The organism is Streptomyces sp. NBC_01255, assembly GCF_036226445.1.
Classification (GTDB): Bacteria; Actinomycetota; Actinomycetes; order Streptomycetales; family Streptomycetaceae; genus Streptomyces.
In genome coordinates this window covers 768,648-794,157 of the sequence record NZ_CP108474.1, presented here as the reverse complement: position 1 = coordinate 794,157, position 25,510 = coordinate 768,648, and the positions used below count along the sequence as shown (strand labels likewise).

The 25,510-nt window shown below is 72.4% G+C and carries 22 protein-coding genes; 8 read left to right on the top strand and 14 right to left on the bottom strand.

The window, feature by feature from the left end:
- Window positions 1-55: 55 nt before the first annotated feature.
- Entirely contained in the window at window positions 56-250 is a 195-nt protein-coding gene (locus OG357_RS03285; protein ID WP_141297606.1) for a hypothetical protein, read from the top strand.
- A 117-nt stretch (window positions 251-367) separates the two neighbouring features.
- Window positions 368-1,957 (top strand): hypothetical protein, encoded by a 1,590-nt coding sequence (locus tag OG357_RS03280; RefSeq protein WP_329619661.1) that lies wholly within the window; start codon window positions 368-370, stop codon window positions 1,955-1,957.
- A 66-nt stretch (window positions 1,958-2,023) separates the two neighbouring features.
- Here the strand turns inward: OG357_RS03280 and OG357_RS03275 are convergent, their stop codons facing one another.
- Entirely contained in the window at window positions 2,024-2,824 is an 801-nt protein-coding gene (locus OG357_RS03275) for a VOC family protein (protein WP_329619660.1), read from the bottom strand.
- Window positions 2,825-2,944: 120 nt separating this feature from the next.
- On the opposite strand from OG357_RS03275, the gene OG357_RS03270 reads away from it, so the two are divergent.
- A complete protein-coding gene (locus OG357_RS03270; RefSeq protein WP_329619659.1) occupies window positions 2,945-3,634 on the top strand; it encodes a formylglycine-generating enzyme family protein in 690 nt (229 codons plus the stop codon).
- A gap of 30 nt (window positions 3,635-3,664) precedes the next feature.
- Here the strand turns inward: OG357_RS03270 and OG357_RS03265 are convergent, their stop codons facing one another.
- From OG357_RS03265 to OG357_RS03255, 3 genes are all read right to left on the bottom strand, one after another.
- Window positions 3,665-4,165: a nucleotide triphosphate diphosphatase NUDT15 gene (locus OG357_RS03265; protein ID WP_329619658.1), complete on the bottom strand. Its 501-nt coding sequence runs from the start codon at window positions 4,163-4,165 to the stop codon at window positions 3,665-3,667.
- 62 nt (window positions 4,166-4,227) lie between these two features.
- Window positions 4,228-5,166, bottom strand: a complete 939-nt coding sequence (locus OG357_RS03260) for a universal stress protein (protein WP_329619657.1) — start codon at window positions 5,164-5,166, stop codon at window positions 4,228-4,230.
- Between the two features lie 87 nt (window positions 5,167-5,253).
- Window positions 5,254-5,652 (bottom strand): DUF5997 family protein, encoded by a 399-nt coding sequence (locus tag OG357_RS03255; RefSeq protein ID WP_329619656.1) that lies wholly within the window; start codon window positions 5,650-5,652, stop codon window positions 5,254-5,256.
- A 172-nt stretch (window positions 5,653-5,824) separates the two neighbouring features.
- Between OG357_RS03255 and OG357_RS03250 the strand changes: the two genes are divergently transcribed.
- Together OG357_RS03250 and OG357_RS03245 are read left to right on the top strand one after the other, a co-directional pair.
- Window positions 5,825-6,625 carry a LysR family transcriptional regulator substrate-binding protein gene (locus tag OG357_RS03250; RefSeq protein ID WP_329619655.1) on the top strand — a complete coding sequence of 267 codons (801 nt, stop codon included), beginning with the start codon at window positions 5,825-5,827 and terminating at the stop codon, window positions 6,623-6,625.
- 114 nt (window positions 6,626-6,739) lie between these two features.
- A complete protein-coding gene (locus tag OG357_RS03245) occupies window positions 6,740-7,318 on the top strand; it encodes a Type-2Aa cytolytic delta-endotoxin (RefSeq protein WP_329619654.1) in 579 nt (192 codons plus the stop codon).
- A 40-nt stretch (window positions 7,319-7,358) separates the two neighbouring features.
- Here OG357_RS03245 and OG357_RS03240 read toward each other — a convergent pair whose 3' ends face one another.
- The 3 genes from OG357_RS03240 to OG357_RS03230 form a co-directional block, all read right to left on the bottom strand.
- A complete protein-coding gene (locus tag OG357_RS03240) occupies window positions 7,359-9,026 on the bottom strand; it encodes an FAD-dependent oxidoreductase (protein ID WP_329619653.1) in 1,668 nt (555 codons plus the stop codon).
- A gap of 48 nt (window positions 9,027-9,074) precedes the next feature.
- Entirely contained in the window at window positions 9,075-9,986 is a 912-nt protein-coding gene (locus tag OG357_RS03235; RefSeq protein WP_329619652.1) for an AurF N-oxygenase family protein, read from the bottom strand.
- A 205-nt stretch (window positions 9,987-10,191) separates the two neighbouring features.
- Window positions 10,192-11,988, bottom strand: coding sequence for a S8 family serine peptidase (locus OG357_RS03230; RefSeq protein ID WP_443066791.1), 1,797 nt, complete (start codon window positions 11,986-11,988; stop codon window positions 10,192-10,194).
- 267 nt (window positions 11,989-12,255) lie between these two features.
- Here OG357_RS03230 and OG357_RS03225 point away from each other — a divergent pair, with 267 nt between their 5' ends.
- On the top strand, window positions 12,256-12,618 hold the full coding sequence (locus tag OG357_RS03225; protein ID WP_329625473.1) for a DUF1304 domain-containing protein: 363 nt from the start codon (window positions 12,256-12,258) through the stop codon (window positions 12,616-12,618).
- Between the two features lie 5 nt (window positions 12,619-12,623).
- The gene (locus OG357_RS03220; RefSeq protein WP_329619651.1) at window positions 12,624-13,238 is read left to right on the top strand and encodes a TetR/AcrR family transcriptional regulator; all 615 of its coding nucleotides are present in this window, start codon (window positions 12,624-12,626) and stop codon (window positions 13,236-13,238) included.
- Window positions 13,239-13,276: 38 nt separating this feature from the next.
- Here the strand turns inward: OG357_RS03220 and OG357_RS03215 are convergent, their stop codons facing one another.
- Together OG357_RS03215 and OG357_RS03210 are read right to left on the bottom strand one after the other, a co-directional pair.
- The gene (locus tag OG357_RS03215; RefSeq protein WP_329619650.1) at window positions 13,277-16,276 is read right to left on the bottom strand and encodes a carbohydrate binding domain-containing protein; all 3,000 of its coding nucleotides are present in this window, start codon (window positions 16,274-16,276) and stop codon (window positions 13,277-13,279) included.
- A gap of 232 nt (window positions 16,277-16,508) precedes the next feature.
- The gene (locus tag OG357_RS03210; protein WP_329619649.1) at window positions 16,509-16,976 is read right to left on the bottom strand and encodes a MarR family winged helix-turn-helix transcriptional regulator; all 468 of its coding nucleotides are present in this window, start codon (window positions 16,974-16,976) and stop codon (window positions 16,509-16,511) included.
- A gap of 110 nt (window positions 16,977-17,086) precedes the next feature.
- Between OG357_RS03210 and OG357_RS03205 the strand changes: the two genes are divergently transcribed.
- A complete protein-coding gene (locus tag OG357_RS03205; RefSeq protein ID WP_329619648.1) occupies window positions 17,087-18,574 on the top strand; it encodes an MFS transporter in 1,488 nt (495 codons plus the stop codon).
- Between the two features lie 112 nt (window positions 18,575-18,686).
- On the opposite strand, the gene OG357_RS03200 is transcribed toward OG357_RS03205, so the two are convergent.
- The 5 genes from OG357_RS03200 to OG357_RS03180 all read right to left on the bottom strand — a co-directional run bounded on the left by OG357_RS03200 (window position 18,687) and on the right by OG357_RS03180 (window position 25,497).
- Entirely contained in the window at window positions 18,687-19,499 is an 813-nt protein-coding gene (locus tag OG357_RS03200) for a VOC family protein (protein WP_329619647.1), read from the bottom strand.
- Window positions 19,500-19,632: 133 nt separating this feature from the next.
- The gene (locus OG357_RS03195) at window positions 19,633-22,437 is read right to left on the bottom strand and encodes a fumarate reductase/succinate dehydrogenase flavoprotein subunit (protein ID WP_329619646.1); all 2,805 of its coding nucleotides are present in this window, start codon (window positions 22,435-22,437) and stop codon (window positions 19,633-19,635) included.
- A 26-nt stretch (window positions 22,438-22,463) separates the two neighbouring features.
- Complete coding sequence (locus OG357_RS03190; RefSeq protein ID WP_329619645.1) at window positions 22,464-23,276, bottom strand: ABC transporter ATP-binding protein; 813 nt, start codon at window positions 23,274-23,276, stop codon at window positions 22,464-22,466.
- On the bottom strand, window positions 23,273-24,145 hold the full coding sequence (locus OG357_RS03185) for an ABC transporter permease (RefSeq protein WP_329619644.1): 873 nt from the start codon (window positions 24,143-24,145) through the stop codon (window positions 23,273-23,275). Before OG357_RS03185 ends, OG357_RS03190 begins: the two co-directional genes overlap by 4 nt.
- On the bottom strand, window positions 24,142-25,497 hold the full coding sequence (locus OG357_RS03180; RefSeq protein WP_329619643.1) for an ABC transporter substrate-binding protein: 1,356 nt from the start codon (window positions 25,495-25,497) through the stop codon (window positions 24,142-24,144). Before OG357_RS03180 ends, OG357_RS03185 begins: the two co-directional genes overlap by 4 nt.
- Window positions 25,498-25,510 lie beyond the last annotated feature (13 nt).

The following is a 25,510-nucleotide window of genomic DNA, read 5'->3' as shown; positions in this document are numbered from 1 at the left end:
ACACTGTCCGCCGAACGCCGCAATTCCGGTGCGGCGACGGAGGGACGTGAAGGCGATGGCCGTTTCCATTTCTGTCGTGGTGCTGCTGCTGGTGCTGGCCGTGATCTTCCTGCGCAGCGGCGGACTCAAGGTCACCCACGCGCTCACCTGCGCCCTGCTCGGCTTCTTCCTCGCCGGCACCAGCGTGGCGCCCACGATCCACAACGGCGTCGCCGCCACCGCCAACGTGGTCTCCAGCCTCAAGCCGTGATCATTGCATGATCGTGAACTGTCTGTGAAACACAGGGCAGTTGCATGTACATCTCACCGACTCGGGCCTAGCGTCGGCGGCCGGCGCGACAGTTTGTCAGCAACCCGAGGAGCCGCAGTGACCACCCACCCGCCCCGAAGACGAGCACGCGCGCTCGCGCTGGTCGTCGCGCTGAGCGCGACCCTCCTCGCGGGCGCCGCGCCCGTCGCCCAGGCCGAGGAGATACCCCTCGCCATCGGCCACCGACTCGTCGACCACTACGACGGCGCCCCCGCCACCGCCCGGCCCGTACCCGGCAAGGCGCCCGCGCAGCACCCGTACCTCGCCCCCAACGGGCGCAGCGGCATGCACGCCGACGGCGCGGGCAGCGGCACCCATCCCTACTCCGGTCCGCTCGGCCGCGATCCGCAGGTCGACAGCGAGAAGATCGCCCCCGTCGGCGGCGAGTGCGCCACCGTCACCTTCGACTCCGGCGGCCGCCTCGTCACCGTCTGCGGCACCTTCAGCGGCTTCCTCCTGAAGCTGCTCGATCCGCGCACCCTCGACACCCTCGCCGAGTACAAGCTGCCGCAGCGCTCCTCGACCGTCGAGGCCATCACCCGCCTCGACTTCGAGAAAATCGTCAAGGACACCTCCGGCGGCGCCTACTTCTACCTCGACAACCAGGACCGGGTCGTCCTCGCCGACTCCCGCCAGCACGTCCTGCGCATCGCCCACCGCCAGAAGGCCGACGGCGCCTGGGAGTTCGTCGTCGAGAACGACTGGGACCTCACCTCCCTCGTCCCGCACGACTGCGTCACCTGGACCAATCTCTTCCCCAGTGGCGTCTGCGACCCCGTCACCTCCGTCATGCCCGACTGGGACGGCCGCATCTGGTGGGTCACCCGGCTCGGCCGCGTCGGCACCGTCGACCCGGCGACGGGCACGCTCCGGGCGATCAGGCTCGACGGCGAGGAGATCCAGAACTCCTTCTCCGTCGCCGAGGACGGCGTCTCCATCGTCACCGACCACGCCCTGTACGGCTTCCGGGCGGGCGCCGACGGCACCCCGCGCGTCGAGTGGCGCGAGACGTACGACCGGGGGACCGGCACCAAGCCCGGCTCCGTGAACCAGGGTTCGGGCACCACCCCCGACCTGTTCGGCGACCGGGACCAGTACGTCGCCATCACCGACAACGCCGACGACCGGATGAACGTCATCGTCTACCGGCGCGGCGCCGACGTCCCCGCCGCCGAGCGTGTCGTCTGCAAGGTCCCGGTCTTCCGCTCCGGGGCCTCCACCACCGACAACTCCCTGATCAGCTGGGGCAACAGCCTCGTCGTCGAGAACAACTACGGCTACGAGAACCCGAGTACGCTCACCCTCGGCCGCAGCGTGGTCGGCGGCGCGGCGAGGATCGACGTCCGCGCCGACGGCAGCGGCTGCGACACCGTCTGGGAGAGCGACGTCCGCTCGCCCTCCACCGTCCCGAAGCTCTCCACCGCCAACGGGCTGCTCTACTTCTACGAGAAGCGCCCGAACTCCTTCGGCATCGACGCCTGGTACCTCACGGCCGTCGACTTCCGCACCGGACAGCGGGCCTTCTCGCGCTTCACCGGCACAGGCCTCGCCTACGACAACAACTGGGCGCCGATCACCATCGGCCCGGACGGCACCGCGTACGTGGGTGTCTTCAACGGCATCATCGCCGTCCGCGACAAGGCCTGACCGGGCGCACGGAACTGCCCCGGAGGCCGTGAGGCTCCGGGGCGGTTCCCTGTGCCACGGGTGGGGTCAGACCATCTCGGGCATGTCGCCGACGGTGGTCTTGAGATCGATGACCGCGAAGGCGGCGCCCTGCGGGTCGAGGATCGCCGCGAACCGGCCGAACGGGCTGTCCATCGGCCCGAAGAGCTTCCGCCCCTTGAGACGTTCGGCCGCCTCGACGGCCTTGTCGCAGTTGTCGACGGCGAAGTAGATCTGGATGTAGGGGGCGAATTCCGGGGGGAACTCCTCCGGGGTCATCTTCATCCGCCCCAGGACCGGCATCTCCCCTCCCAGGTCGAAGACCCGGTAGTCGACGTGCTCGTCCTTCATCTTCTTGGAGGCGTAGCCGAAGACGGCGGTGAAGAAGGCGTCGGACTTCGCCGGCTCCCGGGTGAAGACCTCCGCCCAGGCGTACGAGCCGGTCTCACCCTCCAGCTCGAAGCCCTCGTGGACGCCCGACTGCCAGATGCCGAACGACACGCCGGTCGGATCCTGCGCGATGCACATCGACCCGAAGTCGCCGACCTGCATCGGCTCCATGAGGACGGTGCCGCCCGCCGACCGGATCTTCGCCGCCGTGGCGGCGACGTCCGGCGAGGAGAAGTACAGACACCAGGCCGACTTCGGTTCGCCGTCCTGCCCGGGCATCGGCGGCACGACGGCCGCGACCGCCTTTCCGTTCTTGTACGCCTGCGTGTAGTTGCCGTATTCCGTGGAGGACTCGCCGAAGGTCCAGCCGAGCACGTCGCCGTAGAACACCTTGGCGCCCTCGACGTCGGTGAACATCGCGTCGGTCCAGACCGGCGTGCCTTCAGGTCGTGCGGCCATGACGGTGACTCTCTCTCTTGCGATCGATGTCGTGTTCCTGTGAGCCACGCTAGCCACGCCCGTCGCACACCGCTCGGTGACGCGACGTGACAGTGCCGCCGCTGCTGCGATCATGCACCCATGAAGACGAGCGCGGAGCACGGGATCATCGCCGTCCCGGCGGGCCGGGTCACGCTGTCCGACCGGCGCACGGAGCGACGCTGGACGGTCGACCTCCCGGCGTACGGCCTGGCCGTCCACCCGGTCACCCAGGAGCTCTACGAGCGGGTCACGGGGGAGCGGCCGAGCACCGCGCACGGTGACCGGCTCCCGGTGGAAGGGGTGTCCTGGGGGGACGCGGTCCGCTTCTGCAACGCCCTCTCCGACCGCGAGGGACTCACCCCCGCGTACCGGATCCCGGACGGCGACCCGGACGGCGACCCGGACGGGGCCGAGTGGGACGGGAACGCCGACGGCTACCGGCTGCCCACGGAGGCCGAATGGGAGCACGCTTGCCGCGCCGGCACCACGGAGGCGCGGTACGGGCCGCTCGACGAGATCGCCTGGCACCGGGGGAACTCCGCGGAGCGGCTCCACGAGACCGGCGGGCGCCGCCCCAACGACTGGGGGCTCCACGACATGCTCGGCAACGTCTGGGAGTGGTGCTGGGACGTCTACGACGCCGAGGTCTACGGCGGCTACCGGGTGCTGCGCGGCGGCGGCTGGTTCGACGAGCACTGGAGCTGCCGCGCCTCCGTACGGCGCCGCAGCCACCCCACCCTCCGCATCGACGACGTGGGGTTCCGGCTCGCCCGCACCCTCACCGGCTGAGCGCGGGCCGAGCACCGGCCGACGGCGGGGTCAGCGGGGCAGGCGGCTCATCGCGTAGCGGTGGAACGGGCCGTCGGGCACCGGAAGTCCGGGACGCCACATCTTCAGGACCTGGCCCGAGGGCACGAACAGCGCCGTCGGCAGGTGGTCCGGGTCCGTCCACGCCCAGCGCTCGATGTTGTCCGGCTCCGTGACGGCCGGCGTGCCGCGGAAGCCGCGTACCACCGTGGCCACGGTCATCCGGGTCAGCTCCGCCGAGGTGACCGAGTCCAGGATCAGCCCCAGCACCTCCACGTCGGCGGCGTCCGCGACGAGCGACGTCTCCTCGGCGAGCTCGCGCACCGCCGCGTCCTCCACGGACTCGCCCGGCTCGACCTTGCCGCCCGGCAGCTCCCACACGCCGGACCGGTGCAGCCCGAGGAGGACCCGGCCGGACGCGTCGGTCACGACGACGCCCGCGCCGAGCGAGGCCTGGGCAGGGGGCGGCTGGACGTTGCGGCGCGCCGCGGCGGCCTCGTCTGGTGTGGACATGACCCCCTTCTACCAGCAGACCTCTCCGCACGACAAAGAGCGCACCGGCCGGCCACGGACTGTCATGTCCCCGGCGGGGGGACCACCGCGACCGGACAGTGCGCGTGGTGCAGCACCGCATGGGCGACCGATCCGATGAGCAGCGAGCCGATCCGGTGCCGGTGGTGCCGTCCCACGACCACCAGACCGGCATCCCGCGAACCCTCCACGAGCCGCCCCGCCGCGTCCCCCGGCACGACGGACGGAACCAGCCTGACATCCGGCCACCGCTCCGCGAAGGGCCGCAGCCGCTCCTCCTGCTCCCGCCCCGCCTCCCGCAGCAGCTCCGCCGAGTCGTCGGCCTCCGGCAGCGGCGGCGGCACCTGGAGCGCCGGAGACGGGGCCGCGAGCAGCGCCCCGGGCTGCGGGGGCATCCGGAAGGCGGTCACGACCTCCAGCGGTACGCCCCGACCCTGCGCCGTCTCGAAGGCGAAGGCCAGCACCTCGTCCGGGGTCTCCTCGGGGTGCAGGCCCAACAGGACCCGCCCCTTGTCCGGGGCGCCCGGCGCCCCGACGGTCCGCGCCTCGTGCGGCACGACCACGAGCGGGCAGGGCGCGGTCATCGCCAGCGTGCGGCTGGTCGAGCCGAGCAGCAGCGTCACGAAGCCGCCGTGCCCCCGCGAGCCGGTCACCAGCAGTCGCGCGCCCCGCGCGGCCGCCGGCAGCGCGTCGGCGACGGTCCCGTCGAGGGACACGTACCGGACGGGAACGGTGTGCCCGCGCTCCTCCACGACGGTCCTGACCGCGTTCAGCAGGGTGTCGGGCAGCTCCGGTTCCTTGCCCAGGGAGGCGATCCGGGCGGACCCGAGCTGGAGCGCGTCGGAGCGGACATGGGCCACCACGACGGGCGCGCCGAGGCGCTCCCCGGCATCCAGGGCCCACTCCAGGGCGCGGAGGCTGTGCTCGGAGCCGTCCACGCCGACGACGACTGGGGGCTCGGAGGCGGTGCTCGTGTCACTCATGGGGACATGCCTCCCGCACCCGCCCGCACGCCACACCGGCCCGTACCGAATCGCTTCGGTACGGGCCGGTGGAGGAAGAAGGGGGTGTCAGGCGCTCTGGTCGCGGCGCGCCCGCTCCGCGTCCCGCTCCTTGATGCGGACGGTCTCCGCGCGGACCTCCGACTGCGTGGCCCGCTCCTTCCGCAGCCACGCGGGGAGCTCGTCCTTGATCGCGTCGATCTGCTCGGTGGTGAGCGGCTCGGTGATGCCGCCGCGGGCGAGACCGGCGATGGAGACGCCGAGCTTGTTGGCGACGACCGGGCGGGGGTGCGGGCCGTTCTTGCGCAGCTCCTGGAGCCAGGCCGGCGGGTTGGCCTGGAGCTCGGTCAGCTCGGCGCGCGAGACGACCCCCTCCTGGAACTCGGCGGGGGTGGCTTCGAGGTACACACCCAGCTTCTTCGCCGCGGTCGCGGGCTTCATCGTCTGGGCGTTCTGGTGCGACGTCATGGTGCCAAGGGTATCGAGCATGCGGGCGACCTCCGACCACGTCCGCTACCGGTAGCCTTGCGGGGTGACAGGCTCGGACGTTTCCCCCGCGGAATCCCCCACGGATTCCCCCGCCGCTTCCCCCTCCTCCGCTTCGGCTTCCCCTGCCTTCCGGCTCGCGTACGTCCCGGGAGTGACGCCCGCGAAGTGGGTGCGGATCTGGAACGAGCGCCTGCCCGACGTGCCGCTGACCCTCGTCGCCCTGGACCCGGCCGAGGCCTTCGGCGCGCTCCGGGACGGGGCCGCGGACGCGGGTCTCGTCCGGCTGCCCGTCGACCGGGACGACCTCAGCGCCATCCCGCTCTACACGGAGACCACGGTCGTCGTCGTCCCCAAGGACCACCTGTTCGCGGAGGTCGAGGAGATCTGGGCGTCGGACCTCGCCGACGAGCTCGTCCTGCACCCCCTCGACGACACCCTCGGCTGGGAGCAGCCGCCGGGCCGCCCCGCGAACGAGCGCCCCGAGACGACGGCCGACGCGGTCGAGCTCGTCGCGGCGGGCGTCGGCGTGGTCGCCGTCCCGCAGTCCCTCGCCCGGCTCCACCACCGCAAGGACCTCACGTACCGGACGCTCAACGACGTCCCGCAGTCGCGCGTGGCCCTGTCGTGGGTGGCGGCCGACGAGGCACCCGACCTGGTGGAGGAGTTCATCGGGATCGTGCGCGGCCGGACCGTGAACAGCACCCGGGGCCGTCGTGCCGAGGCCCAGAAGGGGCAGAAGCAGCCGAGGAAGGACCAGAAGCCCGGCAGGTCCGCCAAGCCGGGCGGCGGCGGAGGCGCGCGCGGTGGCGGCAAGCCCGCTGCGGCCCGCAAGGGCGGAGCCAAGAGCGGCGGCAAGGGCGGCGCCAAGAGCGGCGGCGCGGGCGGAGCCAAGAGCGGCGGTGCGGGCGGAACCGGCCGCGGCAAGGGCGGAAAGCCCCGCGGCCGGTCCTGACGCCGTACGACCCTTCCGTGCCGGCGCTGTCCGCACGGCGGACGGCCCTCACCGGGGCGGGGGCGCCTCGGCATACTGACCCCTCCTGATCATCGAGATCACGCAGGAGGAGCTTTGGCCGCCAGTTTCAGGACCGTCGTCGAGGTGGGACCGGACCATCTCGAACGGGCCCGGTCCATCGACCGGGTGTTCCAGGAGGCGATCGCGCCCGCGACCGTCAACTTCGACTTCGAGGCGATACGGGCCGCGGCCGCGGCCGTACCCGACACCACCGTCGTGCGGCAGGTCCGGGGCTGGGGGCTCCAGGAGCACGCCCCCGTCCTCGTCATGGTCCTCTCGCTGAAGGAGGCCGTCCGGCAGGCCCTTCCCCCGGAGTACGCGGAGGCGGGGTTCTGGGGGACCGTCGAGCGCGAGCTCGTCGAGGCCTTCACCGGCCTCGCCGGGCAGGAGGGGCAGCCCGGACTCTCCTTCTACGAGGAGTCCGAGCAGCGCACCCGCTTCTACCGGGACCTGTTCTTCGCCCTCCAGGACGAGGAGACCGGGGAGGACATCTACGCCCTCGCCTTCTGCGTCGACGTGACCGTCGAGCTGCCGAAGGCCGAGGCCACCACCCTGGAGCTGACGGACGTCGTCCCCTTCGCCGTCCGGCTCAACGCGATCCTGGTCCGGCAGTCCCCGACCGTCGCCGTCTGAGCCGTACCGGCCCGCCGTCCCGGGCCGGACACCCCACGCGTCACACCGGCCTGCGCCACCGTTTGCCCCGCGCCGCCGCGACGAGTTCCGGCACCGTCGCCAGCTTGACCCGGGGGCGCCCGGCGTCCCGGCCCCGTGCCCGCTCGGCACGGTCGATGGCCGCGAGACCGCGCGCGTCGACGAGACCGGCGCTGCGGCTCCGCACCAGCTTGCGGAAGGCCTGCGGCGTGCCCGTAGGGGAGGGCAGCGCGCCCGCGACCGCGTCCGCGAGCAGCGTCCCGACCGTCTCCTCCGCGCACGCCCGGTTGGCCCCGATGCCCCCGGAGGGCCCCCGCTTGATCCAGCCGACGACATAGCCGCCGGGCAGTCCGGTGACCCGTCCGGCCTCGTGGGGCACGGTGCCGGTGGCCTCGTCGAAGGGCAGCCCCGCCAGACGCACACCGCGGTAGCCGATCGCCCGGACGAGCAGGCCCGCCCCGATCTCCGTGGCTGCCGGCGCTCCGTCCTCCGTGCTCCCCGTCACCCGGACCGCCCGTACCCGCTCCGTCCCGAGTGCCTCGACCGGCGCCGAGTGGAAGCGCAGGACGATCCTGCGCCGGTCCCGCGCGGGCTCCCGTGTCCAGTCCACCGCCTCGCGGGGCACGTCCCGCAGGAGCGCGGCCCTGTCCCCGGGCGCGGCCGTGTCGATCGTCTCCCCGGTCCGCGGGTCCCGGTCGTCGACGAGCAGTTCCACCCCCGACAGGTGCTTCAGGGCGAGCAGTTCGGACGACGTGTACGCCGCGTGCTCGGGGCCCCGGCGGCCCAGCAGCACCACCTCCCGCACCCGCGTGCCGCGCAGCGCGGCGAGGGCGTGGTCGGCGATGTCGGTGGCGGCGAGGGCGTCGGGGTCCATGACGAGGACGCGGGCGACGTCGAGGGCCACGTTGCCGTTGCCCACGATCACGACCCGCCCGGCCGACACGTCGACCGCGTCCGCGCCGGTCTCGGGGTGGGCGTTGTACCAGGAGACGACGGAGGTGGCGGCGACGCTGCCCGGCAGATCCTCGCCGGGGATGCCGAGCCGCCGGTCGGCGGGCGCGCCCACCGCGTAGATCACCGCGTCGTGGTGTGCGGCGAGTTCCTCGACGGAGACGTCCCGGCCGATCTCCACGCCCAGCCGCAGCCGGACGCGGGGGTGGGAGTGGAAGCGGGCGAAGGCCTCCCCGGCGCCCTTGGTCGCCGGGTGATCCGGCGCCACGCCGTAGCGGAGGAGACCGCCGGCGACCGGGAGCCGGTCGATCAGCGTCACCTCGGCGTTCGTGTGCAGCAGCAGGTCCTCGGCGGCGTACATGCCGGCGGGGCCCGTGCCGACGACCGCGATGCGCAGCGGGGCGAAGTCGGAGGGCAGCGAGCGGGGGAAGGAAGGGGCGCCCCAGGAGTGGAAGTTGGGCGAGGCCACGGCCGGTTCGGGCGTCCGGTCGGCGTAGTAGTCCGCGTTGATCGCCTCGTACTCCCGCAGCCGTCCGGTGAGGCGGTCCGCCGGGAAGATCGCGTCGACGGGGCAGGCGTCGGCGCAGGCGCCGCAGTCGATGCAGGCCTTGGGGTCGATGTACAGCATCTCCGTGGTGCCGAAGTCCGGTTCCCCGGGCGTCGGATGGATGCAGTTGACCGGGCAGACGGCGACGCAGGTCGCGTCGTTGCAGCAGGTCTGGGTGATCGCGTAGGTCATGTCGTCGGCTCTGCTCTACTCGGCTCGGAGGCGCTCGGCTCGGAGGGGTCAGACGAGGTGGGCGCGCCGGTAGAAGAACATGGCGGGCCGGGTCAGCATCCCGACGTCGGCCAGGAACTCCATCAGTCCGGAGCAACTGGCGCGCAGCTGTGCCTTGTAGTGCTCGTTGGCGGCCGCCTCGCGGCGGGCCCGCTCGGGGTCGAGTCCGGCCCGCACGTACACCTCCGGGTTCACCAGGCTGGTGATGATGTAGTACGCGGCGATGGCGACCACGAGGGCCTGGAAGCGGCGGCGCGCCCTACTCGCGCGGGCGAGGTTGCGGCGCGTCTCGTCCCGGGCGAACTTCATGTGCCGGGATTCCTCGACGACATGGATGTTGCTGATGGTGCGCACGAAGGGGACGACCCGCTCGTCGCGCATCCAGTCGCGCTGCATGACGTCGAGGACCTCCTCGGCGACGAGGATGCCGGCGTACGCGGCTTCGCCGAAGCCGACGGTCTTCATGAAGCGGCCGAGTTCCAGCACGGCCCGCTTGGGCCGGTACGCGGGCGCGCCGAGCTTCTCGGAGCCCCGGGCGAACATGATCGAGTGCCGGCACTCGTCGGCGATCTCCGTGAGGGCCCACTGGAACCGCGGATCGGTGTGATCCATGCGGTAGATGTCGCGGAGCACCATCTGCTGGAGGATCATCTCGAACCAGATGCCGGTGCTCGCCACCGAGGCGGTCTCCTGCCGGGTCAGCTCCTTGCGCTGCTCCTCGGTCATCTCGTTCCAGTACGCGGTGCCGTAGAGGGAGTTCCACTCGGGGCTCTGGCCGTGGAAGTCCTTGTCGAGCGGGGTGTCCCAGTCGACGTCGACGGCGGGGTCGTACGACAGCTTCGCAGCGGACCGGAGCAGTCGCTCGGCCGTGGAGTTGTCGTACTGATCCTCGGGCTCCGGGCGGACGGTGCTGCTTGCCATGGTGCGGCTCCTTGGATCGCGTGGCCGGCGGATCGGGCGCTTATTAGACGCTGCGTCTAGCAGACTTGTTAGACGGAACGTATAGCAAGGGTCCGGGGCAGGCCTACCCCTCGGTACGGACTTTTTCCCGCGGGCACGCGAACGGGGCCGGAGCCCAGTGGACTCCGGCCCCGTCAAGGGGTCACGCGCTGACGGAACCGCCGTGTCAGAAGGTCAGGTTCCAGGCGTCGATCTTGCCCGTGTCCTGGCTCGCGTTGTCGTTCACGCGAAGCTTCCAGACACCGTTGGCGACCTCCGCCGAGGCGTTGACGGTGAACGTCTGGACGATGTTGTCCGTACCGCTGCCGGTCCTGTTGTGCACCGTGTAGACGGTGCCGTCCGGGGCCACCAGGTCGACCTTCAGGTCACCGATGTACGTGTGCTTGATGTCCACGCCGAGCTTGAGGGTCGCCGGGGCGTTGCCCGTCTGCCCGCTGACCGTGATGGGGCTCTCCACCGTCCCGTTGTCGGTGATGGTGAAGTCGTTCAGGTTCTCGAAGTACGCGCCGGGCGGCAGGGTGGTGCCCCCGACGGCCTTCAGGGCGTCGACCGCGCCTTCGCCGAAGAAGCCGTTCTTGGTGGTGGTGCCGGTGCAGCGGGTGTCCGAGGGGCACGCGCGGTCCGTGGCCTGGACGCCGAGCTGGTCCCGGATCTGCGCCGGGGTGAACGTCGGGTTCACGCTCGCGATGAGCGCGGCGACGCCCGCCACGTGCGGGGAGGCCATCGACGTGCCGTTCATGTTGCCGTACTTGCCGCCCGGGAGCGTCGAGTAGACACCGGAGGCGCCGTCGCCGCCGGGGGCCGCGATGTCGATGACGCTGTTGCCGAAGTTCGAGTACGAGGCCTTGGCGCCGCCGTTGCCCTGCGCGGCGACGGTCACGACGCCCGGGAGCTCCGTCGGGATGTCGATGCAGGCATTGGTGATGGTGCGGGTGACCGGCGTCGAGTCGTTGGGGGACTCGGAGTCGGTCGTCTTGTTCGCCAGGTCGTAGTTGGAGTTGCCGGCGGCGGCCACCTGGAGCGAGCCCTTGCCCTCGGCGTACGCCTGGGCGCGGCGGACGCCCTCGATGATGGCGGCCTGGTCCACGTTGTCCGGGCAGTTGAACGCCCACGGGTCCGTGTAGTAGCTGTTGTTGGTGACCTTGAAGCCGTGGTCACCGGCCCACATGAAGCCGCAGATCGTGTTCTCCGCGAAGAACAGGCTGCTCGTCGGCTCCGCGATGCGGACCGAGGAGATCTTCACGCCCGGCGCGACGCCGATGACGCCCTTGCTGTTCTTCGCCGCCGCGATCGTGCCCGCGACGTGCGTGCCGTGGGTGCCGACGTCACGCCAGGCGCCGGCGCGGGTGTCCGCCTTGCCGTAGGCGCAGGACGCCGAGTCGGCGGCGTTGAAGTTGGGCGCGATGTCCTGGTGCTGGTCGTCAACGCCGGTGTCGAGGACGCCGACCTTCACCGACGCCGAACCGGTGGTGACGGCCCAGGCCTGGTCGGCCTTGATCTGCGTCATGTCCCAGCGGTTGGACTCCGTCAGCGTCGTCGTGGACTGCGACGGGTTGGCCGGGAGGGCCGGGCTGTAGGCGTCGGCCGGGACGTCGGACGTACGGGTCGCCCCGACCTGCTGGACGCCGCCGACCGTGCGCATCGACGAGGCGAACGACGCGGATGTCGAGTGCGCCACGATCACGCCGATCGCGTCGTACGTGGCGAAGACCGAACCGCCGTTGCTCGTCACGGCGCCGCTGACGGCGGAGGTGCCGCCCGGCGCGGTGATCACGAGGTAGGCGCGGGTGCCCGCGGCCCAGGCCGCCGGTGCGGCGGCGGTCGAGGGGGCGGTCTGCGCCGTGGTGGCCTGTGTCGCCCCCGCCGAACGGGCCGCGACGGGCGCGGTGTCCGACGGTGCTGCCTGGGCGAATCCGGCGGGAGCGGCGAGCGCCACGGTCGTACCGAGGGTCGCGACGGCGATGGCCGAGAGTCTCAACCGGCTGGATATCTGGGAAAACAATGCGTCCTCCGATGACCCGGTGGCGCGTGTGGCGCCCGCCGGGCCCTGTGATGTGTGGGGTGGACGCAAGATCCCAGACTCGCGAGGCGGAAGGAAGCATTCTGTCCGAGAAGCCCGTTCGCGTTACGCACTATTGACCGAACAGCGTCAAAAGAGCGAGATTTCCTGGACAGGTGTCCATGTATGATGGACAGCTGTCCAGGAAGTGTGTGTGGTGAGGAGAGAATGATGGAGACGACGGCGAACGTGCTGGTGGGCCTGGTGGCTGCCCTGCACGCGTACATCCTGGTTCTGGAGATGTTCCTGTGGGAGCGGAAGCCGGGCCGCGCGCTGTCGGGCTTCGACGCCGACATGGCCCGCGCCACCGCGCCGCTCGCCGCCAACCAGGGCCTCTACAACGGCTTCCTGGCCGCCGGCCTCGTCTGGGGACTCGTCGCCGACGATCCGACGGGGTTCAGGGTCACGGTGTTCTTCCTGGCCTTCGTGGTCGCCGCGGGCCTGTACGGCGGTGCCACCGCGAACCGCCGCATCTTCGTCGCCCAGGCGCTGCCCGGCGCGCTGGCCCTCGCCGCCGTGCTGCTGAGCCGGTGACCCCGATGCCGGGAGACGCGGCGCCGGGGGGTGCGGCGCCGGGGGGCGCGGCGCCGGGGGACCCCCGGGCCGCCCGTACGCGGGCCAAGCTGCGACAAGCACTCCTCGACGAGTGCGTGGAACGTCCACTGGCGGAGGTCACCACCGCCGCGCTGGTCCGCAGGGCCGGGGTCGGCCGTGCCACCTTCTACGTCCACTACGCCGACCTGGAGGCGCTGGCCGTCGATGCCTGCGCCGACGTCGTCCGGGACGCGGTGGACGCCCTGCACGCCTGGCGCGGCGTCCCCGACCCGGCGGTCCCGCCGCCCGCGCTGACCGCCTTCTTCGAGGGCCTCGCCCCGCACGCCCCCCTCTACCGAGCCCTGTTGAGCCCGGGCGGTGGCGGCCCGCTCGGGCGCGTGCTCCATCACGACCTGCGGGCCCGCAGCCTCGCCGAGCGCACCCTGGTCGGTGCTCCCGAGCCGGAACTGATCGCCTCGGCCGTGGCCGCGACCTTCGCGGGAGTCCTCGCCGACTGGCTGCACGGCCTTGTCGAGGGCACCCCCACCGGTGTCGCCGGGCGGGTCTGGCTCCTCCTCGTCACCCTGCACCGCACGCCCCTGGGTGCGGGGCGGGAGTGACCGTACGGGGCGGGTGCCCCCGCCCCGTACGGTGTCCGCTACTTCAGGTACGGGCCCGCGGCTCCGATCCTGCCGGGGCCGTTCAGGACGTACACCCGGAGATTGCCCTTGCCGGGCGCGCCGACCGAGAGCGTTCCGTTGGTGACGGTCTTCACGTCGCCCGTGACGGCGTCGGTGTACGTGCCGTTCGGGATGCCCGTGTAGGTGGCGCCGCCCGAGATCGTGACGAGGGCGAAGCTGTCCGTCGTGCCGCTGGTGTAGCGGCGCTTGAACGCCATGCCGCCCTGGATGCCCTCGGTGGAGTACTGGCCCATCTGGAGGGCCGGGATCGCCCGGCGGATCTGGTTGAGCCGCTGCACGTGCCGCGCCAGGGGCTGCTGGAGCGTGGTGGCCACGGCCCCGGAGGCCGACGAGACCTGGGAGAAGTCGGAGGCCGTGACGGAGCCGGCGACGTGGTCGCCGAAGTACGCGCGGCCGGTGGTGGCGAGCGGGCAGGACGGCCCGCAGTCGATCTTCTTCCCCTTCTGGAACTCGATCTCCGAGCCGTAGTACAGCGTCGGGATGCCGCGGAAGGTCCACATCAGCGACATGTTCTCGGCCCAGGCGTCGGTGCCGCCCGTGTACCGCTCGCTGGACTTGTTGGGGCCGTAGTCGTGGCTGTCGACGTAGACGACGTTGTAGGTGGCGTCGTTGTAGCTGTCGTCCGAGTCCTTGCCGTTGGAGAAGGCGTTGTACGCGTCACCGAAGTTCATGTGCATGCGCATGTCGATGACGTTCATGCCGGAGAAGCGGCTGTGGTCGGGGGCGTGGTAGGTGTTCCCGTCGAGGAAGGCGTTGGTGGAGGTGGGCTGGCTTCCCGTGCCCTGCTGCTGCTCGTAGTCGTACATCTCCAGGGCGGCCTTGGCGTCGTCGGCGTCGTACTCCTTGCGCTCCTTCCAGGTGAAGAACTGCGCCGAGTGGTTCACCGAGCCGCGGTTCCACTTGTCGTTGACGAAGGCGGCGACCTCGCCGAAGACGAAGAAGTTCCGTGCGGCCTCCGCTCCGTGACGCTGCGTCACCCGCTCCTGGATCGCGGGCAGGAAGCGGCGGTTCCAGGTGGTGCGGGGGATGTGCACGGCGGTGTCGACGCGGAATCCGTCGACGCCCATGTCGATGTACTTGTTGTAGGCGCCGATCAAGTAGTTCTGCACGGCGGGGGATTCGCTGTTGAAGTCGGCGAGGTCCTCGTGCAGCCAGCAGGAACGCGAGTCCTCACCCTCCCAGTTGCCGATCCAGCACTGGTGGAAGAGGTTCTTCGGGAACATGCCGGACGTGGGGCTCGGCCACTGGCAGTTGTAGACGATGTAGCCCTCCGCGCTCTTCCCGCCGGTCAGTTTGCCCCAGTTGACGCAGGTGTTGCCGGTCGGCTCGGCCGTCGACCACAGGTCGCCGTTGTAGTATGACTTACCGGACTTGGCGTCGACCGTCAGGCCGTCGTACTCGAAGCCGGGCTGCTTCTCGTCGTAGTACCAGCTCCACTGGCTGTCCCGGACGCCGTACACGGTGGGTACGAACAGGCCCTTGGCGCCCCAGCGGGACGAGTGGTTGTAGACGACGTCCTGGTAGATCTTCATGCCCTTGGCGTGGGCGGCGTCGATCAGGTCCTGGTAGGAGGCTCCGGCGGACTCCAGGCGCGGGTCGACCTTGTAGAAGTCGTAGCCGTGGTAGCCGTGGTAGCCGTAGTCCGAGCGGTTGAGGACCACCGGGGTGACCCATATCGCCGAGAAGCCGAGGCCCTTGACGTAGTCCAGCTTCTGGACGAGGCCCTTGAAGTCGCCCCGGAACATGGGGTCGTCGTTGGCCGCGTTGCCGGACTTGGTGTGCTGGCTCCCGCCGCGGTTGTTCGACGGGTCGCCGTCGTTGAAGCGGGCGGTGAGGACGAAGTAGATCGGGTCCTTGCGCGGATCGGTGCCGAGCGGCTTCCCGGCGGCGGGGGTCTGCGGCTTGTCGCCCGTGGTCGCGGTCGCGGCGGCCGAGGCCGCGGAGACGTTCCCCGCGGCGTCCACGGCCTTCACCGTGTAGCTGTACGTGGTCCGTTCGGCGAGTCCGGTGTCGGAGAAGACGGTGGAGCCGACGTCGGTCACCACCGTGCCGCCACTGCCGCCGGACCGGGTCACCTGGTACCTCGTCACCCCGCGGTCGTCCATGGCGGGATCCCAGGTGAGCAGGACGGAGACGCCGTCGGCGGCGGCGGTGACCCGGGTGGGCGCCGTCGGGGCCTGGGTGTCGGGCACGGCGGCGGCGCACGGGTCGGACGCGTTCGCCGTCACCACGTTGTTCCGTACGGTGCTGACGCCCGTACCGATCGTGTAGTCCGAGCCGCGGTTGTTGTCCCAGGTGCCGTTGCCGTTGTTGAAGGCGGCCTTGAGGGAGGCGGCTGTCCCGAGGTCGACCTCCCGCTTCCACCACCCGGCGCACGCCGCCTGCATGCCGACGCCGGGGGCGGTCGTCCAGGCGCCGCCCGCGGGCTGGTAGTGGACGTTGACGGTGGACCAGCCGAGCGCCTCGGTCGAGTAGTAGACCGTGGCCTTGGCAGATGCTGACGGAGTGGGCGTCGGGGTCGGCTCGGTTCCGGCGCAGGGGTCGGAGTGCGCGACGACCCCGTCCTTGACGGTGATGGCGCCGGTGCCGAGGGCGTAGTTCCTGCCGCCGTTGTTGTCCCAGGTGCCGCTGCCGTTGTTGAACGTGGCCTGGAGGCCCGCGGCCGTGCCGAGGGTCACGGTCTTCTTCACCCAGTCCGTACAGGCGGCCTCCATGGCGACGCCGGGGACCGTGGTCCAGGACCCGCCGTCGGGCGCGTAATGGAGGTTGTGGAGGGCCCAGTTCTTCGTCTTCGTCCAGTAGAAGACCGTGGCCGTGTTGTCGGCGGCGGCCGCGACCGGTGCGGTGCGGGGGGAGGTCCCGCCGGGGGGCGAGGCGACCACCAGGCCGAGAACGCCGGCGGCGGCCGCCAGTGCGGCGACCGGGCGGGCCGGCAGCCGTCTGCGGGTGCGTGTCATCTGAATCTCCAGGCAGGGCCGCCGCGTCACCGGTCGGAGCTCGCCCCCTGACGGGCTGTGAGGTCCTTTGGAAACGCAGTCGGAAACTTTCAGAAACATCTTGCGTGGCCGGAAGTTACCGCTGTGCGGCCCGCCCGTAAAGGGATCCGACGGAAGCGGGGCCCGTGGCCGGATCGGCCACGGGCCCCGCAGGGGTGCTCGGTCGAGGGGGGAATCGGGAGGCGGTTCCCCGTCAGGGGCGGGGCCAGGGGCGGCCCTCCAGGCGCTCGATGTCCCGGTTGAAGCGTTCGAGGAAGCCGGCGAAACGGGCCACGTCCTCCGGCGACCAGTGCTCCATGACCCGCTCCAGGCCCTCGATGTTCGACGCCCGGTCGGCGTCGAGCCGGTGCTCGCCCTCCTCCGTGATGCGGAACTTGCGGGCGATGCCGCCGTCGGGGTCGGGGATGCGCTCGACGACCCCGGCGCGGAGCATGGCGGCGGTCTGCCGGTTGAGGGTGGAGGCGTCGAGGCCGAAGGCGTCGGTGAGCTGTCCGATGGACATCGGCCCGTGCATGCGGATGCGGCTCAGCAGGACGTACGCGCTGCGGTCGAGGTGACCGCCGGCGGCGCGGGAGCGGGGCGCGTACAGGTGGGCGTGCCGGCCGAGCAGCATGGTCTCGAACTCGACCAGGTGAGTGGGCTTGTCCACGGGCTTGTCCATGGGGGCATTCTCTCTCGTGGCGACGTGATGTGCATCGTGCACGACTTGTGTATAACGCAAGAGCTGTGCATGATGCACATCATTCACTGTGGAAAACCGAGGGAGAACCCGTGGACGGCTCCAAGCCCGAAGCCCGCACCGGAGGCGTCGTCGGCGTCCTCGCCCTTGCGGGCATCGTGGCCGCACTCATGCAGACCCTGGTGGTGCCGCTCATCGGCGACCTGCCGAAACTTCTCGACACCGCCCCGTCCAACGCCTCCTGGGTGATCACCGCCACCCTGCTCGCCGCGGCCGTCGCCACCCCCGTCGCCGGACGCCTCGGCGACACCCTGGGCAAGCGCCGCGTCCTGCTCGCCTCGGTCGTTCCGCTGATCGCCGGATCCGTCGTCTGCGCGCTCGCCTCCTCCGTCGTCCCGATGATCGTCGGACGCGGCCTCCAGGGCCTCGGCATGGGCGTCGTGCCCGTCGGCATCAGCCTCCTCCGGGACGTCCTGCCGCCCGAGAAGCTCGGCGGCTCCATCGCCCTGATGAGCGCCTCCATGGGCGTCGGCGGCGCCCTCGGCCTGCCCTTCTCGGCCGCCGTCGCCGAGAACGCCAGCTGGCGCGTCCTCTTCTGGGTCGCCGCCGCCTTCAGCTTGCTCGTCGGCCTCCTGATCTGGCGCGTCGTGCCCGCGGGCCCCCGCAACCCCGCCCCCGGGCGCTTCGACGTGCCCGGCGCCCTCGGCCTCGGCGTCGGACTCGTCGCCCTGCTGCTCGCCGTCTCCAAGGGCGCGACCTGGGGCTGGGGCAGCGGCACCACCCTCGGCCTCTTCGGCGGCTCGGCCGTCGTCCTGCTCGCCTGGGGCGCGTGGGAGCTGCGGACCCGTGACCCGCTGGTCGACCTGCGCGTCACCGCCCGCCCCGTCGTCCTCCTGACCAACGCGGCCTCAGTGCTCGTCGGCTTCGCCATGTACGCGCAGTCGCTGGTCGTCCCGCAGCTGCTCCAGCTGCCCGAGGCCACCGGCTACGGCCTCGGCCAGTCGATGATGGCGATGGGCCTCTGGATGGCCCCGGCGGGACTGATGATGATGGCCCTGGCCCCGCTCGGCGCCAAGCTGTCGGCCGCCCGCGGCCCCAAGGTCACCCTCTCCCTCGGCGCCCTGGTCATCTCCGCCGGATACGCCTCCTCCCTCGCGCTGATGGGCTCCACCTGGGGCCTGCTCGTCGTGACGCTCATCTGCAACACGGGAGTGGGGCTCGCCTACGGGGCGATGCCGGCGCTCATCATGGGCGCGGTGCCGCAGGAGGAGACGGCGTCGGCCAACAGCTTCAACACCCTGATGCGGTCCATCGGCACCTCCGTGTCGGCGGCCGTCATCGGCGTCGTCCTCGCCCAGATGACCACCACGCTCGGCGGCCACGTCCTGCCCTCCGAGGGCGGCTTCCGCGCCGCCATGATGATCGGTGCCGGGGTCGGCCTGGTCGCCGCGGTCGTCGCCGCGCTGATCCCGGCGAAGGCCCCGGCGACGGGCGCGGACGGCCCGTCCGGTACCGGGACCGACGCCGGATCCGGGACCGACGCCGGATCCGAGGGCGCTCCGCGCGCCGCCCTGCGGTAGCCGCGCGATCACGCTGCTCTTCCGGTACGTGTGGGAGACGACGCGCCTCGCCCATGCGCTCGCCGACGAGGGGCTGGGGGTCTCCGGCTTCGGAAATCCCCTGTGAAACCGGTCAGTTCGCCCCGGTGTCCAGCGTGAACAGCGCGCCGTCCGGGTCTCGTACGACCGTACGATGCCGGTCGGCGCCGTCCGGGGCGCGCACCCCGCCCCACTCGCCGCCCGGCACCACCGAACCGCCGTGCTTCACGACCGCGGCCGTCGCGGTCTCCAGATCCGGCACCCGGAACCGTACGAGCCAGCGGGGACGCAGCTGCGGCCGGGGCGAGGCGGACTCGACCGGGCCGCTGTTCAGGCGGGCGACGGCCTCGCCGTGCCACCGCAGCACCACCTGGTCCTCCTCGTACGAGACCTCGACGCCGGACGGGCTCCCGTCCGCCCAGCCGAGCACCCCGCCGTAGAACACGGCGGCGTCGAACGCGTCCCGCGTGTGCAGTTCGAGCCAGGCCGGTGCCGTCTGCTCGTCCACGCGCCACCGCGAGATCAGCCGCCCCTCCCACACCGCGAACTGGGCGCCCTCCTGGTCCGTGGCGAGCGCCGCGCGCCCCCGGGGTGGGAAGGCGACCGGCCCCACGCCGACCGTGCCCCCGCGCTCCCGGATCCGCGCCACCGCCGCGTCGGCGTCGTCCACCGCGAAGAACGCCGTCCAGGCCACCGGCACCGCCATCTCGGCGGCCACCGCCGCGATCCCGGCCACCGGCACCCCGTCCCGCTCGCCCACCGCGTACTCGTCGCCGAGAGCGCCCCGGCGGAACGTCCAGCCGAGCACGGCCCCGTAGAACCGCTCCGCCGCGTCGAGATCGCGCGCGGCCAGATTCAGCCAGCACGGCGCGCCCACTGCCTCCGCGCTCACCGTCACTCCCACCATCTCCTCGGTCCACCGTCCACAGCGGGTCTCCCGACACCGCCCCGCGCCCCTTCCCCGCCTGGCGGCCCCGCATGCGCGCGTTCACCCATGTGCCGCCGATCACCACACACGCGGGTGCGCGCACGGCCCTCGGCTACGGCTTCCCGCTCACCGGCACGCGCGAGGCGTAGGCGCGGACGTCGGCGTCGGGGTCGTCGGCCGCCCCGGCGAGGGCCGCGCGGGCCGCCGGCTCGGCGCCGTGCGCGAGCAGGGAGAGGACGGCCGCCTTGCGGACGTCCGCGTTCGCGTCGCTGCGAAGGGCCCCGGCGAGCGCGGGAACCGCCGGCTCGGGCGGTGCGGCCCGCAGCGCGGTCGCCGCGCCGGCCCGGACCTGCCAGGCGGCATCGGCGAGTGCCGCCACCGCGGCCGCCGCGTACTCCGGCGGGCAGCCCGTACCCGCCAGCGCGGCCAGCGCGGCCCCCCTGACCAGAGGGTCGGGGTCGTCGAGCAGCGGGTCGAGCGGCTTCGGGGCGGGGGCGCGCACGGCGGCGAGACCACGGGCCACCGCGACCCGCACCTCGCGGGCCGGATCGGCGGCCGCCCCCGCGAGCTCCTCGACCGCGTCCACCGAGACCAGCGCCCGGACGGCCTGGATACGGACCTCGACGTCGGCGTCGGCGAGCGAGGCCGCGTACAGCGCGGGGTCACCGAGCCGCAGGGCCCGCAGGACGTCCAGCGCCGCTGTGCGCACCGCCGGGTCGGGCACGCCGAGCGCCTCCCGCAGACCCGCCGCGAGCGGCGGATCGGCCGGCAGGACCTCGACCAGCTCGCGCAGCGCGGCCGCGGCGGCCGCCCGTACCCGCGGCGCCGCGTCCGCCAGATGCGCCGCGAGCGCCGGCCCCGCCCCGGCCGGAGCGGTCTCCCCGAGCGCGGTGACGGCGGCGGCCCGGACCGCCGGGTCGGCGTCGTCGAGGTAGGGCCGCAGCGCCGCCAGGTCGGGGGACTCCTCGACGAGCGCGAGGAGGCGAAGCAGGGGGAGATGGGGGTCCGGGGCACCGGCATGCCCTGCCGGGTCCGGCGACGCGGGCGTGGTCGTGGTTGCGGTCGCCGTCGTGGCCTTGCGGGCCGTCGGCGCCCCGTCCCGCGGCCCGGCCGTCGCCACCGGTACGAGCGCGACCTCCCCGAGCGGCCGCTCGGGACCCGCCGGCGGTGCGAACTCCGGCACCGGCACCACGTACGGCTCGACCGGCCGCGCCGTGAACTCCATCGTCCCGGAAGGGGACTTGCGCAGATCGAGGTGGTGCAGCCAGTCCTGGTCGTCCCGCTCCGGATGGTCGAGACGCTCGTGGTAGAGCCCCCACCGCGACTCGGTCCTCGCCAGCGACGCCCGCGCCGCCATCTCGGCGCAGTCCCGGATGAAGCTCACCTCCGCGCACCGCATCAGCTCGTGAGCCGTGCGTGCCCCCATGCCGGCGATCTCCTCCGACATCCGGGTGAACGCCTCCACCGCCAGGGAGAGTTTCGCCCCGGTCTTCGGCGGCGCCACGTAGTCGTTCACGAACCTCCGCAGCTTGTACTCGACTTGGGGCTGCGGCGGGCCCTCGGGGTTCCGTAGCGGCCGGTAGACGAGCTCGTGCGCGGCGGCCAACTGGTCCGCCGGAAGCTCCCCTTCGTACGTCCGGTACCGTGCCGCGTCCTCGCCCGCCAGGTCGCCGAAGACGAACGCGCCGATCATGTAGTTGTGGGGTACGGAGGCCAGGTCGCCGGCCGCGTACAGCCGGGGCACGGTCGTGCGGGCATGGGCGTCCACCCGTACCCCGGAGGCCGAATGGCCGCCGCACAGACCGATCTCCGAGATGTGCATCTCGATGTCGTGGGTCCGGTAGTCGTGTCCGCGCCCCTCGTGGAAGGTGCCCCGGGTCGGCCGCTCCGTGGTGTGGAGGATCGACTCGACGGCGCCGATGGTCTCCTCCGGCAGATGGCTCAGTTTCAAGTACACCGGGCCCCGGTCGGAGGCGAGTTCGGTCGCGAACTCGGCCATCATCTGCCCCGACCAGTAGTCCGACTCCACGAACCGCTCGCCGTGCCGGTTCACCTGGTACCCGCCGAAGGGGTTGGCGACGTAGGCGCAGGCGGGACCGTTGTAGTCCTTGATCAGCGGGTTGATCTGGAAGCACTCGATCCCGGTGAGCGCGGCTCCCGCGTGGTACGCCATCGCGTAGCCGTCACCCGCGTTCGTCGGGTTCTCGTACGTCCCGTACAGATACCCGGAGGCCGGCAGGCCGAGCCGACCGCAGGGCCCGGTGGCGAGGATCACCGCACCCGCCCGGACCGTGACGAATTCCCCTGTACGGGTGTGGAATCCGGCGACTCCGACGGCCCGGCCGTCGTCCGGGTGGGTGAGCACCCGCACCGGCATCACCCGGTTCTCGATCCGGATCCGCTCCCGCATCTCCCGCCGCCGCAGCTGCCGGTAGAGGACCTTCTTGACGTCCTTGCCCTCCGGCATCGGCAGCACGTACGAGCCGGACCGGTGCACCTGGCGGACCGCGTACTCGCCGTGCTCGTCCTTCTCGAACTTCACCCCGTACGACTCGAGCCGCTGGACCATCGCGAAGCCGCGGGTCGCCGTCTGCCGGACGGTGGACTGGTCGACGAGACCGTCGTTGGCGCGGGTGATCTCGGCGACGTAGTCGTCGGGTTCGGCCCGGCCCGGGACGACCGCGTTGTTCACCCCGTCCATGCCCATGGCCAGGGCCCCCGAATGCCTCACGTGCGCCTTCTCCAGGAGCAGCACGTTCGCACCGCGCTCGGCCGCGGTCAGCGCGGCCATGGTGCCGGCCGTACCGCCGCCGACGACGAGCACGTCACAGGTGAGCTCGGTCGCGTCGGCGAGGGCCGGGATGGAGAGGGCGGGGCCGCCGAGGGCGGGGCCGTGGTCGGCGAGGGGAGTGCTCACGGGATGCCTTTCGCAGGGACTTTCAGTCAGAGGGAGTCGAGGACGCGGCGGCGCAGCGCGGCCGTGGCCGGAGCGTGGCGGGCGTCCCGCGACCGCGGGTGCGGCACGTCCAGGACCTCCCCGGACGCGAACAGGACGACCCGGTCGCCCAGATGGAGCGCCTCGTCGACGTCGTGCGTGACGAAGACGACGGTCGCGCCCGTGCCGCGCAGGATCTCCACGAGCAGGTCCTGCATCCCGGCGCGCGTGTGCGCGTCGAGCGCGCCGAACGGCTCGTCCATCAGGACCGCGCGGGGCCGGCCGGCCAGGGCCCGGGCCAGCTGTACGCGCTGCCGCTGCCCGCCGGACAGCTGGTGCGGCAGCTTGTGCGCGTGCCCGGCGAGTCCGATCCGCTCCAGCCACTCCTCCGCCGCGCGCCGCCGCTCGGCCCGGGGGACCCTGCGGATCGCCAGCGGCAGCTCCACGTTGGCGCGGACGGAACGCCAGGGCAGCAGGGCGTCGTGCTGGAAGACCAGCGCCCGGTCGGCGCCCGGCCGGACGATCGGCTCCCCGTCCTGGGTGACCTGCCCGGCGAGCGGCGGCAGCAGCCCGGCGAGGGTGCGCAGCAGCGTCGTCTTCCCGCAGCCGGAGGGACCGACCACGGTGAGCAGTTCGCCGGGCGGGATCCGCAGTCCGGCGGGGGCGGGCACGGCCACGCCGCCCGGGTGGCCGAGCCGTACGCCGTGCAGGGCGAGCTCCGCGCCGGGGCGGGGGCTCGCGTCGGGGCGCGGGTTCGCACCGGTGGACGGGCTCACGGTACTCGCGCCACTGACATCACTCACGGCACGCACGACACTCATGACACCGGCTCCTTCTCCGCCAGGGGGACGGCGGCGGGGGTACGTCGGAAGGCCGCGGAAGCGGCGCCGCCCGGCGCGCGGACGGGACCGGCCGCCCCGCGTGCGGCCGGGCGCGGGAGCCAGGCGGTGACACGGCGGCCGAGCACCTCGACCGCGGTGGAGGTGAGCCAGCCGAGGACGCCGATGGTGGCCATGCCGACGAACACCCCCGGATAGTCGACGACCGTGTAGTCCTGCCAGGTGCGGTAGCCCACCCCGTACTCGCCGGAGATCATCTCCGCCGAGATCACACAGATCCACGAGACGCCGATGCCGACCGAGAGGCCGCCGAAGATCCCCGGCAGGGAGCCCGGCAGCACCACGGAGAACAGCACCCGGAGCCGGCCGCCGCCCATGGTGAGCACGGCCTCCTCCCAGACCGGGCCGAGCGCGGCCACCGCGTGCCGGGTCGACACGAGGACGGGGAAGAAGGCCGCGGTGAAGGTGATGAAGACGATGCCCTGCTCGGTGGTGGGCAGCAGCAGGATCGCCACCGGCACCAGGGCGATGGCCGGCACCGGCCGCACCACCTCCACCAGCGGGCCGAGCAGGTCGGCGGCCCACCGGGACCGGGCGACGGCCGTCCCGGCCGCCACGCCGAGCACCGCGGCGAGGAGGAAGCCCACGACGATCCGGCGCAGGCTGTGCCCGAGATCCTGCCAGTACGTGTCGGTGCCGAGCCGGTCGGCGAGGGCCGAGGCCACCTCCCCGACCGTGGGGAACTGCTCGAACCGCAGCCACAGCGTGACGTCCAGGGCGGTCAGCACCTGCCACAGCCCGAGGGCGGCGCCGAGCGAGGCGACCCGAAGGAGTCTGCGGCCCCCGCTCACGACGCCGCCCGCAGGGCGTCCGCGTAGCCGACGATCCGGGCCCCCGCGTGAGCGGAGACGTACCGCTCGGCCCCCGACCGGGTGACGAACGCCCGCGGTCCGGAACCGTCCGTGACCCACACCGCCCGGTCGGCGAACCAGAGCGTCCCGGTCACCGCGTCCGGCACGTACGCGGCCCGCACCTTGTCCGGGCCCGCCTCTCCGACGGCCTTCAGGAGCTCCCCGGGAGTCGCGAACGTCCGGGTCGTGCCCTGCCCCTTCAGCCACAGCTCGGACCTGGCCGGGCCCGCCTTCGGGTACGCGGGGTCCCGGACCGCCCGGCGCAGCGGCGCCGCGTCGACGAAGGCGTCGACATCGACGTCCTCCACCAGACCGGCGGCCTTCAGCACCGACACGTCGTTCTTCAGCGCGGCGATCAGCTCCGGGCGGAGGGCCGGGTCGAACGTCGCGATGCCCTGGGAGCCGTTGTAGAGGTAGACCACCTCGGCGGGGAGGCCGGTCTCCTTCGCCACCGACTCGGCGGCGGCGACGGGCCGCGACCGCAGCTCGTCCGTCGCCCGCCGCTGGGCCCGCAGGAAGTCGTCGAGGACCCCGGGCCGCCGGGTCGCGAACCCCTCCCGGACGGTCACGCCGTGGAAGGTCGGCAGGTTCAGTTCGGCCCCGTCGTACAGGGCCGTGGCCTTGCCCTGGAAGGCCAGGAGACCCGGCCAGGCGACGAACTGCGACAGCGCGTCGACATTGCCCGACGTCAGGGCCGAAGCACCCACGCTGGGCTGCTGGTTGAGTTTCTCCACGCCCTTGTCCGGGTCGATCCCCGCCCGTTGGAGCGCGCGGACGAGCGTGCCGTCGGCCGCCGAACCGACGCTGGTGGACACCTTCTTCCCGCGCAGGTCGGCGAGGGAGCGGAGCGGCGAACCCGGCGCCGTCACCACGGTGTTGAGCCCACCGCGCGGGTTGTAGCCGGTCACCGAGACCAGCCGGGTCCGCTCCTTGAGCTGGACGCCGCGCGCCGCGTTGATCAGCAGCGGGAAGTCTCCCATCGAGCCGATGTCGATCTTCCCGGCGGTCATCTGCGCGGTGATCGGCGCCCCGGTCGCGTAGTCCTGCCACACCACCCGGTAGGTGACACCGTCCCGCTTCCCGCGGGCCGTGAGCTCCTCCTCGAAGTAGCCGAGGGAGCGCAGCAGCGTGCCGGCGGTGACGGTGTTGATGGTCTTCGACTGGTACCCGACGGTCACCGTGACCGTCTTCGCGTCGCCCCCGCCGTCCGCGCCGGCGGAGCTGCCGCAGGCGGTGGCCAGCGGCAGCAGCAGGACCAGGGGGATCAAGGGACGGAGTCTCGTGACGTTCATGGGGGTTCGGCCT

Coding starts and splice junctions, on each gene's coding strand:
- OG357_RS03240 (WP_329619653.1), bottom strand. CDS start 9,026: ATGACCTACGCGATCACCCAGACCTGCTGCAACGACGCGACCTGCGTC.
- OG357_RS03235 (WP_329619652.1), bottom strand. CDS start 9,986: ATGGCAAGCAGCACCGTCCGCCCGGAGCCCGAGGATCAGTACGACAAC.
- OG357_RS03215 (WP_329619650.1), bottom strand. CDS start 16,276: ATGACACGCACCCGCAGACGGCTGCCGGCCCGCCCGGTCGCCGCACTG.
- OG357_RS03180 (WP_329619643.1), bottom strand. CDS start 25,497: ATGAACGTCACGAGACTCCGTCCCTTGATCCCCCTGGTCCTGCTGCTG.
- OG357_RS03225 (WP_329625473.1), top strand. CDS start 12,256: ATGGAGACGACGGCGAACGTGCTGGTGGGCCTGGTGGCTGCCCTGCAC.
- OG357_RS03260 (WP_329619657.1), bottom strand. CDS start 5,166: ATGAGTGACACGAGCACCGCCTCCGAGCCCCCAGTCGTCGTCGGCGTG.
- OG357_RS03265 (WP_329619658.1), bottom strand. CDS start 4,165: ATGTCCACACCAGACGAGGCCGCCGCGGCGCGCCGCAACGTCCAGCCG.
- OG357_RS03220 (WP_329619651.1), top strand. CDS start 12,624: ATGCCGGGAGACGCGGCGCCGGGGGGTGCGGCGCCGGGGGGCGCGGCG.
- OG357_RS03210 (WP_329619649.1), bottom strand. CDS start 16,976: ATGGACAAGCCCGTGGACAAGCCCACTCACCTGGTCGAGTTCGAGACC.
- OG357_RS03255 (WP_329619656.1), bottom strand. CDS start 5,652: ATGACGTCGCACCAGAACGCCCAGACGATGAAGCCCGCGACCGCGGCG.
- OG357_RS03190 (WP_329619645.1), bottom strand. CDS start 23,276: ATGAGTGTCGTGCGTGCCGTGAGTGATGTCAGTGGCGCGAGTACCGTG.
- OG357_RS03270 (WP_329619659.1), top strand. CDS start 2,945: ATGAAGACGAGCGCGGAGCACGGGATCATCGCCGTCCCGGCGGGCCGG.
- OG357_RS03275 (WP_329619660.1), bottom strand. CDS start 2,824: ATGGCCGCACGACCTGAAGGCACGCCGGTCTGGACCGACGCGATGTTC.
- OG357_RS03285 (WP_141297606.1), top strand. CDS start 56: ATGGCCGTTTCCATTTCTGTCGTGGTGCTGCTGCTGGTGCTGGCCGTG.
- OG357_RS03200 (WP_329619647.1), bottom strand. CDS start 19,499: ATGGTGGGAGTGACGGTGAGCGCGGAGGCAGTGGGCGCGCCGTGCTGG.